Consider the following 13,790-nt stretch of genomic DNA (forward strand, 5'->3'; position numbering starts at 1 on the left):
GTCAGGCGTCGGCCCCGACGGCGTCCTCGGACGCGCCCTCGGCCCCGTCCTCGGCCGCACCCTCGCCGGCCTCGTCCTCGGCCACGACCGGCACCAGGGACAGCTTGCCGCGGGGGTCGATCTCGGCGATCTGGACCTGGACCTTCTGCCCGACCGAGAGGACCTCGTCGACGTTGTCGACGCGCTTGCCGCCCACCAGCTTGCGCAGCTGGGAGATGTGCAGCAGACCGTCCTTGCCCGGCAGCAGCGAGACGAACGCGCCGAAGGTCGTGGTCTTGACCACGGTGCCCATGTAGCGCTCGCCGACCTCCGGCATCGTCGGGTTGGCGATGGCGTTGATCGCGCTGCGCGCGGCCTCGGCCGACGGACCGTCGACGGCGCCGATGTAGACGGTGCCGTCGTCCTCGATGCTGATGTCGGCCCCGGTGTCCTCCTGGATCTGGTTGATCATCTTGCCCTTGGGGCCGATGACCTCACCGATCTTGTCGACGGGGACCTTCACCGTGATGACGCGCGGCGCCGTCGGCGACATCTCGTCGGGGGCGTCGATGGCCTCGTTCATCACCGCGAGGATGTGCAGGCGCGCGTCGCGGGCCTGCTTCAGCGCGCCGCCGAGCACCGAGGCCGGCAGGCCGTCGAGCTTGGTGTCGAGCTGGATCGCGGTGACGAACTCCGGGGTGCCCGCGACCTTGAAGTCCATGTCACCGAAGGCGTCCTCGGCGCCGAGGATGTCGGTGAGCGCCGCGTAGCGGGTCTCACCGTCCACCTCGTCGGAGACGAGACCCATCGCGATGCCCGCGACGGGCGCGCGCAGCGGCACGCCGGCGTTGAGCAGGGACAGCGTGGAGGCGCACACGGAGCCCATCGAGGTGGACCCGTTGGAGCTGAGGGCCTCGGAGACCTGCCGGATCGCGTAGGGGAACTCCTCGCGGGCGGGCAGCACCGGCATGAGCGCGCGCTCGGCGAGCGCCCCGTGGCCGATCTCGCGGCGCTTCGGCGAGCCGACCCGGCCCGTCTCACCGGTGGAGAAGGGCGGGAAGTTGTAGTTGTGCATGTAGCGCTTGCGCGTCACCGGGGACAGGGTGTCGAGCTGCTGCTCCATGCGGAGCATGTTCAGCGTCGTGACGCCGAGGATCTGCGTCTCGCCGCGCTCGAAGAGGGCGGAGCCGTGCACGCGGGGCAGGACCTCGACCTCCGCGGACAGCGTGCGGATGTCGGCCAGGCCGCGGCCGTCGATGCGGACGCCGTCGGTGAGGATGCGCTGGCGGATGAGCTTCTTCTGCAGCGAGCGGTAGGCCGCGGAGATCTCCTTCTCGCGGCCCTCGAACGCCTCGCCCAGCTTGTCCTTGAGCTCCGCCTTGATGGCGTCGATGCGGTCCTGGCGCTCCTGCTTGCCGCCGATGGTCAGCGCCTCGCGCAGGTCGGCCTCGCCGGCCGCGGTGACGGCCTCGAGGACGTCGTCGGCGTAGTCGGGGAAGACCGGGAACTCGGCGGTCGGCTTGGCCGCGCGCGAGGCGACCTCCTGCTGGGCGCGCACCAGGGCCGCGATGTGCGGCTTGGCGGCCTCCAGGCCCTCGGCGACGACCTCCTCGGTGGGGGCCTGCGCGCCGTTCTCCTTGATCAGGACCCAGGCGTTGTCGGTCGCCTCGGCCTCGACCATCATGATCGCGACGTCCTCGGTGCCGTCGGCGCCGGTGATGACGCGGCCGGCGACGACCATCTCGAAGACGGCGCGCTCGGACTCGGAGTAGCGCGGGAACGCCACCCACTGCCCGTCGATGAGGGCGACGCGCACGCCGCCGATGGGGCCGGAGAAGGGCAGGCCCGCGAGCTGGGTGGACAGCGACGCGGCGTTGATCGCGACGACGTCGTAGGCGTCGTCGGGGTGCAGCGCGAGCACGCTGACGACGACCTGGACCTCGTTGCGCAGGCCCTTGACGAAGCTCGGGCGCAGCGGCCGGTCGATGAGGCGGCAGGTCAGGATCGCCTCGGTGGACGGGCGGCCCTCGCGGCGGAAGAACGAGCCGGGGATCTTCCCGGCGGCGTAGCTGCGCTCCTCCACGTCCACCGTGAGCGGGAAGAAGTCGAACTGCTCCTTCGGGGACTTGCCGGCGGTCGTGGCGCTCAGCAGGAAGGACTCGCCGTCGAGGTAGACCCCGGCGGAGCCGGCGGCCTGGCGGGCGAGGCGCCCGGTCTCGAAGCGGATGGTGCGCTTGCCGAACGCGCCGTTGTCGATGACGGCTTCGGCGGCGGTGATCTCAGGACCCTCCACGGGTTCCTCCGTTCGTCTCTCGGAGGACCGCGCACTCGGGGACTGCCCGGCCTTCGATCGAGGCCCTCGGGGGCGCTTTCGCGCGTACCCGGGAGCCACTACCGAGGACCGGCCGGTGCTGCAGGTCGCTCCTGGTCTTCGCGGCCCTCGTGGCCGCGGAGTCGTGCTCGTACGTTCGTGCGGGTGGTGCCGTGCCGGTGGTGCTGTGCCGGCGGGTGCCGGGTGGCGCCCGCCGTCCCCGGCGGGCGCCTCGTGGGGGCCGGCGCGTGCCGGCCACCACGAAGGACGGGGCGGCCCCCCGGTGGGGAGCCGCCCCGCGGGGTCAGCGACGGATGCCGAGCCGCTCGATGATCGAGCGGTAGCGGTTGATGTCCTTCTTCGCCATGTACTGCAGCAGGCGACGACGCTGGCCGACCAGGAGCAGCAGGCCCCGACGGCTGTGGTGGTCGTGCTTGTGCTGCTTCAGGTGCTCCGTCAGGTCACGGATCCGCTGCGTCAGCATCGCGACCTGGACCTCCGGCGAGCCGGTGTCGCCCTCGACCGTCGCGTACTCGGTCATGATCTGCTTCTTCGTGGCAGCGTCGAGCGGCATCTGCTCTCCTCGGTGTCGTTGCGCGGTGCCTCGGGGCAGGTCCACCCGGGCGCTCTGGAGTCCGCGGCCGATCGAACGGCGAGATCAGGCTAACAGGCGCCGGCACTGCTCCACATCCCGGGCCATCTGCGCCACGAGGGCCTCCACGCCGTCGAAGCGCAGCGTCGGGCGCAGCCGGTGCGTGAACTCCACCGCCACCCGCTCCCCGTAGAGGTCCAGGCCGGTGCGGTCCAGGGCGTAGGCCTCCACGCGCCGCTGCACCCCGTCGAACGTGGGGTTGGTGCCCACCGACACCGCCGCGGGCAGGCGCGCGTCCGGGCCCTCCGCGTCCAGGCGCACCAGCCAGCCGGCGTAGACACCGTCGGCGGGCACGACCCCCTCCGCCTCGGCGGACAGGTTGGCCGTGGGGTAGCCGAGCTCCCGGCCGCGGTGGTCGCCGTGCACGACCGTGCCCACCACGCGGTGCGGACGGCCCAGCACCGCGGCGGCGTGGTCCACCGCCCCCGCGCCGAGGTCGCGGCGCACCCGCGTCGAGGACCACGGGCGCACGCCGTCGCCGCCGTCGGCGGGCTCCGGGGAGACGTCGTCCAGCGCGGTCACCGCGAAGCCGCAGGAGCGGCCGAGCTCCTGGAGGGTGCCCAGGTCCCCGGCGTTGCCCCGCCCGAAGCGCACGTCGCGCCCGACGACCACCTCCACCACGCCCAGGGTCTCCACGAAGACCGTGCGCACGAAGCGCTCCGGGGTCCAGGACGCCAGCTCCCGGGTGAAGTCCATGACGAGCACCCCGTCGAGGCCCGCCTCGGCCATCCGGTGCAGGCGCTCCTGCAGGCCGCACAGCAGCTCCGGGGCGCGCTCGGGGTGCAGCACGGCCAGCGGGTGCGGGTCGAAGGTCACCGCGACGGCACGCGCTCCCCGTCGCCGGGCCGCGGCCACGACGGTGGCCAGCACGGCGCGGTGGCCGCGGTGGACGCCGTCGAAGTTGCCGAGCGCTGCGACGGTCCCCGCCTCGGCGGGGGGGACCTCGTCGAGGGAGTTCCAGCGGTGCACGACGCCACTGTGCCAGCACGGGCGGTGCGCCCCCGCACCCGCCTCACCCGCTCAGCGCGGGGGCAGCACCAGCAGCGGCCGGGCGCGGCCGTCGGCGGCGTGCAGCAGCGCCAGCAGCTGCCCGCCGGGCGAGATCGCCGCCGTGGGGCTGCCGGGCACCTCCGCGCGCAGGTCCAGGGCCCGGCCGTGGCCGAGCGCCGCGGCCTCTTCCCCGTCCACCTCGCGGACGGGGAAGAGCAGCCGCGCCGCCTCCGCCAGGGGAAGGGCGCACGGCCGCGCGGCCAGGTCCTCCAGCGTGCTGGTCGCCGCCACGGGGAACGGGCCCGAGCGGGTGCGGCGCAGCGCCGTGAGGTGCCCGCCGACCCCCAGGGCGCGCCCCAGGTCGCGCGCCAGGGCCCGCACGTAGGTGCCCGCCGAGCACTCCACGACGACGTCGACGTCCAGCACCGCGGAGCCGTCCGCGCTTCCGCGGCGCACGTCCAGCACGTCGAAGCGGCTGACCGTGACGGGGCGGGCGGCCAGCTCGACCTCCTCACCACCGCGCACGCGGGCGTAGGAGCGGCGGCCGTCGACCTTCACCGCGCTGACGGAGCTGGGGACCTGGAGCTGGGGCCCTCGCAGGGCCGCGACCGCCGCGCGCAGGTCCTCCTCCGCGACGTGCGCGGCGTCGGCCCGGCTGACGACCTCCCCCTCGGCGTCGTCGGTGACGGTCGCCGCACCGAGGCGGACGGTGGCCGCGTACTCCTTGTCGTGGCCCACCACGTACGTCAGCAACCGGGTGGCGCGCCCCGTCCCGAGCACCAGGACACCCGTCGCGGCCGGGTCGAGGGTCCCGGCGTGCCCGACGCGACGGGAGCCGACGATGCGCCGGCAGCGGGAGACGACGTCGTGCGAGGTCATGCCGGCGGGCTTGTCGACGAGGAGCAGGCCCTCCAGGTGCTCGGCGACCGGAGCGGCGCCCCTGCTCACGAGTGCCCGGAGGCGGGGCCGTCCCCGTCGACGTAGTCCTGCTCGAGCTCCTCCTCGGAGGCCTCGTCGGAGTCCTCGTCGACGGCGCCGGAGTCGGCGCGGAAGTCGTCGTCCAGGTCGTCCGCCGCGTCGTCCTCGTCCTCGTCGACCTCCTCGTCCCCGAGGTCCTCGTCCTCCGCGGGCTTGCGGTAGGGATCGGCGTCCCCGGCGGGCCGGGCGGTCGCAGCGAGGGCGGCGACGCGGGCGTCCTGCTCGGAGGCCACCCGCAGCAGGTCCTCGATGTGGGCGGCGGTCTCCGGCACCACGTCGGCGGAGAAGGTGAGCGTCGGGGTGAGGCGGACGCCGGTGCGCCTGCCCACCTCGGCGCGCAGGACGCCCTTGGCGCTCTCCAGCGCGGCGGCGGTGGCCGCGCGCTCCTCGTCGTCCCCGAGGACGGTGTAGTAGAGCGTCGCGTGCTGGAGGTCGTTGGTGACGCGCGCGTCGGTGATGGTGATGAAGCCCAACCGGGGGTCCTTCACGCGCTTCTCCAGCGCCTCCGCGACCACGACCTTGATGCGGTCGGACAGCTTGCGGGCGCGGGTGGGGTCGGCCACGGCGTGCTCCTCACGTCGGGCGGCGCCCCGCAGGGCACCGGAGGGTGGTCGCTCCGCCCGGCCGGGACCCGGCAGGGCGGAGCGTGCGGGCAGGCGCCCGCACGGGGTGCGGTTCGTTCCCGCTCGGGATCAATCCTCGTCGCTGTGCAGCACCTGGCGAGCCGAGAGCAGCTGGAACTCCGGGTGGGCCGCCACGGCCCGCTCGCAGCGGTCCAGGACGTCGCGGCAGTGCGCGGCGTCGGCGGCCACGACGGCTACCGACACCTCGGCGCGCCGGTGCAGGTCCAGGTGCCCCGTCTCGGCGGCGGCCACGTCGAAGGTCCTGCGCAGCTCGGCCACCAGCGGCCGCACGATGCTGCGCTTGCCCTTGAGGGAGTGGACGTCGCCGAGGAGGAGGTCGACGGTCAGCGTTCCTGCGTGCATGTGTGGGGTGCGCCCTCCCGCGCGGAGTGAGTGTGCCGCCGCCGCCCGCGGTCGCGGGCACCGGCTGGAGCCGGCGGCGGGAGGGAGGTCCCGCCGCCGGCCGGGGACGAGCGGGCCCGGCCGGGCGACCCCTTCAGGTCGCACCGGCCGGGCCGGTCAGCCGCTCAGCCGCGCGGCTTCTCCTGCATCTCGTACGTCTCGATGACGTCGTCGATCTGGATGTCGTTGTACGACCCGAGGCCGATACCGCACTCGAAGCCCTCGCGGACCTCCGTGGCGTCGTCCTTGAACCGGCGCAGCGACTCGATCGCCAGGTTGTTGCCGTGCACCACCCCGTTGCGCAAGACGCGCGCCCGGGAGTTGCGGCGGATGAGCCCGGAACGGACCAGGCAGCCGGCGATGTTGCCGAACTTGGAGGAGCGGAACACCTCGCGCACCTCGGCGCTGCCGAGCTGCACCTCCTCGAACTCCGGCTTGAGCATGCCGCGCAGGGCGCTCTCGACCTCTTCGATCGCCTGGTAGATGACCGAGTAGAACCGGATGTCGACGCCCTCGCGCTCGGCGTAGTCCCGCGTCTGCCCCTCGGGGCGGACGTTGAAGCCGATGATGATCGCGTTGGACGCGACCGCGAGGTTCACGTTGTTCTTCGTGATGGCGCCGACGCCGCGGTCGATGACGCGCAGCTCGACCTCCTCGCCGACGTCCAGCTGCAGCAGCGCGTCCTCGAGGGCCTCGACCGAACCGGCCACGTCGCCCTTGAGGATGAGGTTGAGCGTCTCCACCTTGCCCTGCTTGAGGGCGTCGGTGAAGTCCTCCAGGCTGATGCGCCGGCGGACCTTGGCGAGCAGCGCGTTGCGCTCCGCGGCCTCGCGCTTCTCGGCGATCTGACGGGCGGTGCGGTCGTCGGGAGCCACGATGAACGTGTCCCCGGCGCCCGGCACCGACGTGAGGCCGAGGACCTGCACCGGACGGGCCGGCGTGGCCTCCTGGACCGTCTCGCCGTACTCGTCGAGCATCGCGCGGACGCGGCCGTAGCCCGTGCCGGCGACGATCGCGTCGCCGACCCGCAGCGTGCCGGACTCGACGAGGACCGTCGCGACGGGGCCGCGGCCCTTGTCGAGGTTGGCCTCGATCGCGATGCCGCGGGCGTCCTTGTTGGGGTTGGCCCGCAGGTCGAGTGCCGCGTCGGCCGTCAGCAGGACGGCCTCCAGCAGCTGGTCGAGCCCCATGCCCTGCTTCGCGGACACGTCGACGAACATCGTGTCGCCGCCGTACTCCTCGGCCACCAGGTTGTACTCGGTGAGCTGCTGCCGGACCTTCGCCGGGTTCGCGCCCTCCTTGTCCACCTTGTTGACCGCGACGACGATCGGCACGTCGGCCGCCTGGGCGTGGTTGAGCGCCTCGATCGTCTGGGGCATCACGCCGTCGTCCGCCGCGACCACGAGGATCGCGATGTCCGTCACCTTGGCACCGCGGGCTCGCATGGCCGTGAAGGCCTCGTGACCCGGGGTGTCGATGAAGGTGATGGCGCGCTCGACGCCCTCGTGCTCCTTGTGGACCTGGTAGGCACCGATGTGCTGGGTGATGCCGCCGGCCTCCTTCGCCACCACGTCCGTGGAGCGGATGGCGTCGAGGAGCTTGGTCTTGCCGTGGTCGACGTGGCCCATGACGGTCACGACCGGCGGGCGGGGCTCCAGCTCGTCGTCGCCCTCGGCCTCGAGCTCCGCGTCCAGGTCGATGGAGAACGACGCGAGCAGCTCGCGCTCCTCGTCCTCCGGGGAGACGACCTCGACGACGTAGCCGAGCTCCGAGCCCAGCAGCTGGAAGGTGTCCTCGTTGAGGGACTGGGTGGCCGTGGCCATCTCGCCCAGGTGGAAGAGCACCGTGACCAGCGACGCCGGGTTGGCGCCGATGCGGTCGGCGAAGTCGGTCAGCGACGCACCGCGGCGCAGCCGCAGCACGGTCGTGCCGTCCCCGCGGGGGACCTGCACGCCGCCGACGCTCGGCGCCTGCATCGCCTCGTACTCCTGGCGCTTCGCACGCTTGGACTTGCGCCCGCGGACGGGACGCCCGCCCTGACGGCCGAACGCACCCTGGGTGCCGCCGCGACCACCGCGGCCACCGGGACCACCGGGGCCACCACCGGGACGGCCGGCGAAGCCGCCGCCACCGCCACCGGGACCGCCGGGGCCACCACCGGGCGCGCCGGGGCGGCCCGCGAAGCCACCGCGACCACCGGGGCCGGGACGGCCCGGCGCACCGGGACGACCGGCACCCGCGCCGGGCCGGTTGACCGAGGGGCGCTGCGGCATCATCCCCGGGTTGGGACGGGGACCGCCCGCGCCCGGCGCACCGGGACGGGGACCACCCGGACGGGGACCACCGGGGCCCGCCGCACCGGGACGGGGACCACCGGGACCGGCCGCGCCACCGGGACGGGGACCGCCCTGCGGGCGCGGCATGCCCTGGTTGGGAGCGAACGGGTTGTTCCCCGGTCGCGGGGCACCCCCGCCGGGACGCGGCATGCCCTGGTTGGGGGCGAAGGGGTTGTTGCCGGGGCGCGGGGCGCCGGGACGACCGCCCGGGGCGCCGCCCGGGGCGGGACGGCCGGGGCCAGCGGAGCCACCGGGAGCGGGACGCTCGCCGGGACGGCCCTGCGGACGGGGACGCTCACCGGGGGCGGGGCGCTCGCCGGCGCGCTCGTCGCGAGCAGGACGCTCGTCGCGAGCAGGGCGCTCGCCGGGAGCGGGGCGCTCGCCGGGAGCGGGGCGCTCGCCGGGGCCGGGACGCTCACCGGGGCCGGGACGCTCGCCGGGACGGCGCGCGGCCGGACCGGGAGCACCGGCACCGGGACCACCGGGGCGGGAGCCCGGGCGGGTGGGAGCCGGCGCGGGGCCGGGACGCACCGCCGGGCGCTGCTCGGCGGCGGGGGCCTCGGCCGCACGCTGCGGAGCGGCCGGAGCCTCCGGAGCGGGCTGCGCGGCGGGGGCCTGCCGCTCGGGCGCGGGCCCGGGGCGGACGGGTGCCTGGAACGCCGGGCTCGGGGCGGCCGACGGGGCGGGGCGCTCGGCAGGTGCCGACGCGGGGTCGGGGGACGGCGTGGGAGCCGGACCCGGACGTGCGCCGGGCGTGGGAGCCGCGGCGCGCGGCCCCGGCTTCGCCGGCGGAGGGGTGGGCCGACCGGCGCCACCCGGCTTCGCGGACCCACCGGCGGTGGGGAACTTGTCCTTCAGCCGCCGCACGACGGGGGGCTCGATGGTCGACGATGCCGACCGGACGAACTCACCCATCTCCTGCAGCGTCGTGAGGACGACCTTGCTCTCGACCCCGAACTCCTTGGCGAGTTCGTAGACCCGGACCTTTGCCACATCTCTCCTGTCTCGGTCCGGGCCATCCTGGGCGGCTCGAACCGTCGTTACTGGGGGGTGCTCATCGCTGCGAACTCATCGGGTGCTCATCAGCTGCTCGACCCGCTTCCATCGGTGACGGTGGTGTTCTGAGAATCCTCGACGTACGCGCGGAGCCTCGAGAGGTCGAGGTCCGCCGTGCGCCGCAGTGCCCGTCCGAGCGCCTTCCGGCGTTCGGCGGTGTCGAGGCACGCAGGTCGCGGATGCAACCACGCGCCTCGGCCAGGCTGCCGGGCTCGAGGATCCGGAGCGGCGGAGAGGACTCCACCGGCCTCCTCGGCCACGACCCGCAGCAGTACCGACCGGGTGTCCCGTTGACGGCAACCCACGCACGTGCGCACGCATTCCGTCGGGAGCCCCGAGGACTCCGCGCCGGTCCCGGTGCGGGACCGGTCACGCGGTGCGGTGGATCGCCGGTCACGGGGACCGGGCGGCGTCAGTGTAGCGATGGCGCAAGTCTAGCCCTGATCGCCGCCGGCACGCTCGGACGGGGCCCCGGACGCGCACCGGACGGGCGGCGGGGCCCGCCGCACGGGACGAGCGGGGATCCGGAAGGGCGTCGGCTCAGCGACCTGCGCCCTGCCCTCCGCCCTGCCCTCCGCCCTGGGTGCCCTCCGCGTCGGAGCGGATGTCGATGCGCCAGCCCGTCAGCTTCGCGGCGAGGCGGGCGTTCTGCCCCTCCTTGCCGATGGCCAGGGAGAGCTGGTAGTCGGGCACGACGACGCGGGCCGCGCGCGCCGCGGCGTCGACGACCTCGACCTTCGAGACCTTCGCCGGCGAGAGGGCGTTGCCCACGAAGGCCGCGGGGTCGTCGCTGTGGTCGACGATGTCGATCTTCTCCCCGCGCAGCTCAGCCATCACCGAGCGCACGCGCTGCCCCATCGGCCCGATGCAGGCGCCCTTGGGGTTGATGCCGGGCACGGTGGCCCGGACCGCCATCTTCGTGCGGTGCCCCGCCTCCCGGGCCAGCGCGGAGATCTCCACCGACCCGTCGGCGATCTCCGGGACCTCCAGGGCGAACAGCTTGCGCACGAGGCTGGGGTGGGAGCGGGACAGCACGATCGCCGGCCCCTTGGCCCCCTTGCGCACCGAGACGACGAAGCAGCGCAGGCGGCTGCCGTGCACGTAGGTCTCCCCCGGCACCTGCTCCTGCGGGGGCAGGACCGCCTCCACCGAGCCGAGGTCCACCTGCACCATGCGCGGGTCGCGACCCTGCTGCACCACGCCGGAGACGATGTCGCCCTCCTTGCCGGCGAACTCGCCCAGGACCTGCTCGTCCTCGGCGTCGCGCAGCCGCTGCAGGATGACCTGGCGGGCCGTCGTGGCCGCGATGCGGCCGAAGCCGGTGGGCGTGTCGTCGTACTCGCGGAGGACCTCGCCGTCCGCGCCCCGCTCCTCCGCCAGGACGGTGACCTCGCCCGTGGAGCGGTCGAGGCGGACCCGCGCGTGCTTCTGCGAGCCCTCCTCGCGGTGGTAGGCGATGAGCAGCGCCTGCTCGATCGCCCGCACCAGGGTCTCGAAGGGGATCTCCCGCTCGCGCTCCAGCATGCGCAGAGCGGCCATGTCGATGTTCACGTCAGTCCTCCTCGCGAGGGGCCGCAGCCGTCTCGCCGTCAGCGGTGGGCCGGGCGCCCTCGTCGTCGTCCGCGCCGTCCTCGTCGTCCCACGCGTCGTCCCAGCCGTCCTCGGGGTCCTCCTCGGAACCGTCGTCGAGGTCGTCGTCAAGGTCCTCGTCCAGGTCGTCCTCGCCCGGGCGGGAGAACTCCACCTGGACCTCCCCGCGCACCAGGTCCGCCCACGCGAGCAGGTGCTCCCCGCGCGGCGCCGACTTCGACGGCGGGCGGCCCTTGACGGACTGCGGCTGCACGTCGAGGACCACGCCGTCGTCGCCGACGTCGAGCACCCGGCCCACGAGCACCCTGCCGTCGGCCAGCACCGCGCGCACCAACCGGCCGCGGGCGCGGCTCCAGTGCCTGCGCTCCACCAGCGGGCGCTCGACCCCCGGGGAGGTCACCTCGAGCACGTAGGGGGTGGCGCCGAGGACGTCGGAGGAGTCCAGCGCCTCGGAGACCGCGGTGGAGGCGGCGGCCACGGCGTCGAGGTCGACCTCACCGGCCCGGTCCTCGGGCAGGTCCACGACGACGCGCACGATGCGGCGGCGGCCCGCGGTGGTGATCTCGACGTCGTCGAGGACGAGCCCCACCCCGGCCACGGCGACGGAGAGCACCCCGGCGACCTCCTGGGTCAGCGGGGGCTTCGCGGACGGTCCCGACGGCGGCACGGGGGTGCTCCTCTCCTGGCGGTCGGCTGCGCGGCGCAGCACGTGCGCGAGCACGCTCCCGACCACGGGAGCGGCTGGGGCGCGCGGGCGCCGCGGCGACTGCCCAGCCTAGCCGTGCGGCGGGGAGCCGAGGGCCCGCCCGTCCCGCCCCGGACCCCGTGCGACGATCACCGCGTGCCAGCACCACCGCCGCGGGAGGAGCCCCCCTCCCCGCCGGGCCCCCGGGGCGTGAGCCGGCGCACCGCGTTGCGCCACGGCCTGGCGGGCACTGCGCTGCTGGCGGCGGCCCTGCTCGGCGGCTGCGGCGTGCGCTGGGTTCCGCACCCGGAGCCGACCCCGACCCTGACCCCGGGCCCCGACGACCTGGCCCGGGAGCAGGCCGTGGCCGACGCCCGCGAACTGCTCGCCCTGTCCCTGGCGCTGGCGGCGGAGCCGGTTCCGCAGCCCCTGGCCGCGGCGCTGGAGGAGGCCGTGCAGGAGAGCCGGGCCCACCTGCGCGCCCTGGGCGCCGAGCCGGCCGCGACGCCGGGCCCGGCCGAGGCAGGGGCCGGGGAGCCGTCCCCGACCGGCCCGGTAGCGACTCCCCCACCGCCGTCGCCCGCCCCGCCGCCCGCACCGGCGGAGGTCGTGGCGGTCGCAGCCGACGGCGCCCGGCGGGCCCTGGAGGCCACCGCGGACACCGGCCCCGGGACGGCGCGGCTGCTGGGCTCCCTGGCCACGGCCCGCGCCACCCGGGCCCGCGCGCTGGCCGCCGCCGCCGGCCTGCCGCTGCCGGAGCCGCCGCGGCCCCCCGCCCCCGGCTTCCCCGGCGCGGCCTCCGGCCCTCCGGCGCCCGGCGCAGGAGCGGCTCCGGACGCGGTGCCCGACGCCCTGCAGCGGGCACTGGCCGGGGAGCACTCCGCGGTGCACGCCTTCGGCCTCATCGCAGGGCGCCTGCCCCCGGAGCAGCGCCCCGCCGCGCTCGCGGCCCGGGAGGCGCACCTGGCCGCACGGGGCCGGCTCGCGGCGCTCGTCGCCGCCGGCGGCGCCGTGCCCACCCCCGCCGAACCCGGCTACGACGTGGAGGTCGCGGACCCGGGGGCGGCCGCCGCGCTGGCCGTCGGGGTGGAGCAGCGCCTCGCCGCCGCCTACGCCGACCTCGTCGCCACCCCCTGGCCCCTGCGCGGCGCCGGGCTGGACGGGCTGCTGCGGGCCTGGGCCGCGTCGCTGGACTGGGGCGGCATCCCCCACGCCTTCCCCGGTCTGCCGGAGCTGCGGGGCTGAGCGGCCCGGTGGCGCGACCCTGCGCCGCTGCGGGCGGCGGGGGCTGCCACACTCCGGGAGCCATGAGCAGCGCATCGCCCGGTCCCCTCCCGAACCCGCGGGGATCGCTGCGGGTGCTGACCTGGAACCTGTGGTGGCGCTTCGGGGACTGGCGCGCCCGCCGGGAGGCGATCCTGGCGGTGCTGGCGGAGCTGCGCCCGGACGTGTGCGGCCTGCAGGAGGTCTGGGGCACCGACGAGGAGGACCTCGCGGGCTGGCTCGGGGAACGGCTGGGGATGCGCTCGGTCTTCGCCGCGTCCCCCTCCCCGGGCCGCTGGCAGCAGCGCCTGGCCGGCGGGGAGGCCGAGGCGGCCTTCGGCAACGCCGTGCTGAGCCGCTGGCCCATCCTCGCCAGCAGCGTGACCCACCTGCCCGAGGGCCCGCGCCCGGAGGGCCGCACCGCGCTGCACACGCTGCTCGACGTGCCCGGCGGGCCGCTGCCCTTCACCACGACCCACCTGAGCTCCTCCCCGGCGGAGTCGGCGCTGCGGGTGGCGCAGGTGCGGGCGCTGGTCCCCGCCGTCGCACGGCACGCGGCGGACGTGCCGGGCGCGCGCCGGCCGGTGCTGACGGGCGACTTCAACGCCGAGGCCGGCTCCGACGAGATGCGCCTGGCCGGCGGCTACGAGACCGCGTCCGTGGTGGACGGCTTCGTCCTCGTCGACGCGTGGCGCTACGCAGCCGACGGCGCGGAGGGGCGCACCTGGGACCGGCGCAACCCGCACGTGGCGCGGGTGCACCAGCCGAGCGCGCGCATCGACCACGTCCTCGTGGGGCTGCCCGAGTTCAGCGGGCGCGGCGCCGTGCTGGACGTGCGGCGGGTGGGGGCGGAGCCGGTCGACGGCGTCTGGCCGTCGGACCACGCGGCGGTGTGCGTGGACCTGGCGCTCTAGGGACCGCGGGG

12 protein-coding genes and 1 pseudogene are annotated in these 13,790 nt (G+C 75.6%); 2 read left to right on the plus strand and 11 right to left on the minus strand.

Annotation, left to right across the window (positions count from 1 at the left end):
• Position 1: 1 nt before the first annotated feature.
• The 11 genes and pseudogenes from CLV92_RS00895 to rimP form a co-directional block, all read right to left on the minus strand.
• Positions 2 to 2,272, minus strand: coding sequence for a polyribonucleotide nucleotidyltransferase (locus CLV92_RS00895; RefSeq protein WP_104430894.1), 2,271 nt, complete (start codon positions 2,270 to 2,272; stop codon positions 2 to 4).
• 322 nt (positions 2,273 to 2,594) lie between these two features.
• Complete coding sequence (gene rpsO / locus CLV92_RS00900; protein WP_104430895.1) at positions 2,595 to 2,864, minus strand: 30S ribosomal protein S15; 270 nt, start codon at positions 2,862 to 2,864, stop codon at positions 2,595 to 2,597.
• An 84-nt stretch (positions 2,865 to 2,948) separates the two neighbouring features.
• A complete protein-coding gene (locus CLV92_RS00905) occupies positions 2,949 to 3,911 on the minus strand; it encodes a bifunctional riboflavin kinase/FAD synthetase (protein ID WP_104430896.1) in 963 nt (320 codons plus the stop codon).
• 51 nt (positions 3,912 to 3,962) lie between these two features.
• Positions 3,963 to 4,880, minus strand: coding sequence for a tRNA pseudouridine(55) synthase TruB (gene truB, locus CLV92_RS00910; RefSeq protein WP_170112702.1), 918 nt, complete (start codon positions 4,878 to 4,880; stop codon positions 3,963 to 3,965).
• On the minus strand, positions 4,877 to 5,473 hold the full coding sequence (gene rbfA, locus CLV92_RS00915) for a 30S ribosome-binding factor RbfA (protein WP_104430897.1): 597 nt from the start codon (positions 5,471 to 5,473) through the stop codon (positions 4,877 to 4,879). The genes truB and rbfA overlap by 4 nt, the downstream gene beginning before the upstream one ends.
• A gap of 129 nt (positions 5,474 to 5,602) precedes the next feature.
• Positions 5,603 to 5,896, minus strand: coding sequence for a DUF503 domain-containing protein (locus CLV92_RS00920; protein WP_104430898.1), 294 nt, complete (start codon positions 5,894 to 5,896; stop codon positions 5,603 to 5,605).
• Between the two features lie 164 nt (positions 5,897 to 6,060).
• Entirely contained in the window at positions 6,061 to 8,802 is a 2,742-nt protein-coding gene (infB, locus tag CLV92_RS23020) for a translation initiation factor IF-2 (RefSeq protein WP_425433551.1), read from the minus strand.
• Positions 8,803 to 9,126: 324 nt separating this feature from the next.
• Positions 9,127 to 9,264 (minus strand): annotated as a pseudogene (locus tag CLV92_RS23175) (translation initiation factor IF-2 N-terminal domain-containing protein); the annotation flags it as partial.
• A gap of 89 nt (positions 9,265 to 9,353) precedes the next feature.
• Entirely contained in the window at positions 9,354 to 9,644 is a 291-nt protein-coding gene (locus tag CLV92_RS00930; RefSeq protein WP_104430900.1) for a DUF448 domain-containing protein, read from the minus strand.
• Between the two features lie 223 nt (positions 9,645 to 9,867).
• Positions 9,868 to 10,878 (minus strand): transcription termination factor NusA, encoded by a 1,011-nt coding sequence (nusA, locus tag CLV92_RS00935; RefSeq protein WP_104430901.1) that lies wholly within the window; start codon positions 10,876 to 10,878, stop codon positions 9,868 to 9,870.
• A 1-nt stretch (position 10,879) separates the two neighbouring features.
• Positions 10,880 to 11,584 (minus strand): ribosome maturation factor RimP, encoded by a 705-nt coding sequence (gene rimP, locus CLV92_RS00940; RefSeq protein WP_211290744.1) that lies wholly within the window; start codon positions 11,582 to 11,584, stop codon positions 10,880 to 10,882.
• Positions 11,585 to 11,758: 174 nt separating this feature from the next.
• Between rimP and CLV92_RS22705 the strand changes: the two genes are divergently transcribed.
• Entirely contained in the window at positions 11,759 to 12,847 is a 1,089-nt protein-coding gene (locus CLV92_RS22705; RefSeq protein ID WP_146099365.1) for a DUF4439 domain-containing protein, read from the plus strand.
• Between the two features lie 62 nt (positions 12,848 to 12,909).
• Complete coding sequence (locus CLV92_RS00950; RefSeq protein ID WP_104430903.1) at positions 12,910 to 13,779, plus strand: endonuclease/exonuclease/phosphatase family protein; 870 nt, start codon at positions 12,910 to 12,912, stop codon at positions 13,777 to 13,779.
• Positions 13,780 to 13,790 lie beyond the last annotated feature (11 nt).

This window comes from Kineococcus xinjiangensis, assembly GCF_002934625.1.
In the GTDB taxonomy this organism is placed as follows: Bacteria; Actinomycetota; Actinomycetes; order Actinomycetales; family Kineococcaceae; genus Kineococcus_A; species Kineococcus_A xinjiangensis.

What these genes read in the sequence shown, in the direction of transcription:
- CLV92_RS00950 (WP_104430903.1), top strand. Translation starts at nt 12,910, where the DNA reads ATGAGCAGCGCATCGCCCGGTCCCCTCCCGAACCCGCGGGGATCGCTG.
- rpsO (WP_104430895.1), bottom strand. Translation starts at nt 2,864, where the DNA reads ATGCCGCTCGACGCTGCCACGAAGAAGCAGATCATGACCGAGTACGCG.
- CLV92_RS00920 (WP_104430898.1), bottom strand. Translation starts at nt 5,896, where the DNA reads ATGCACGCAGGAACGCTGACCGTCGACCTCCTCCTCGGCGACGTCCAC.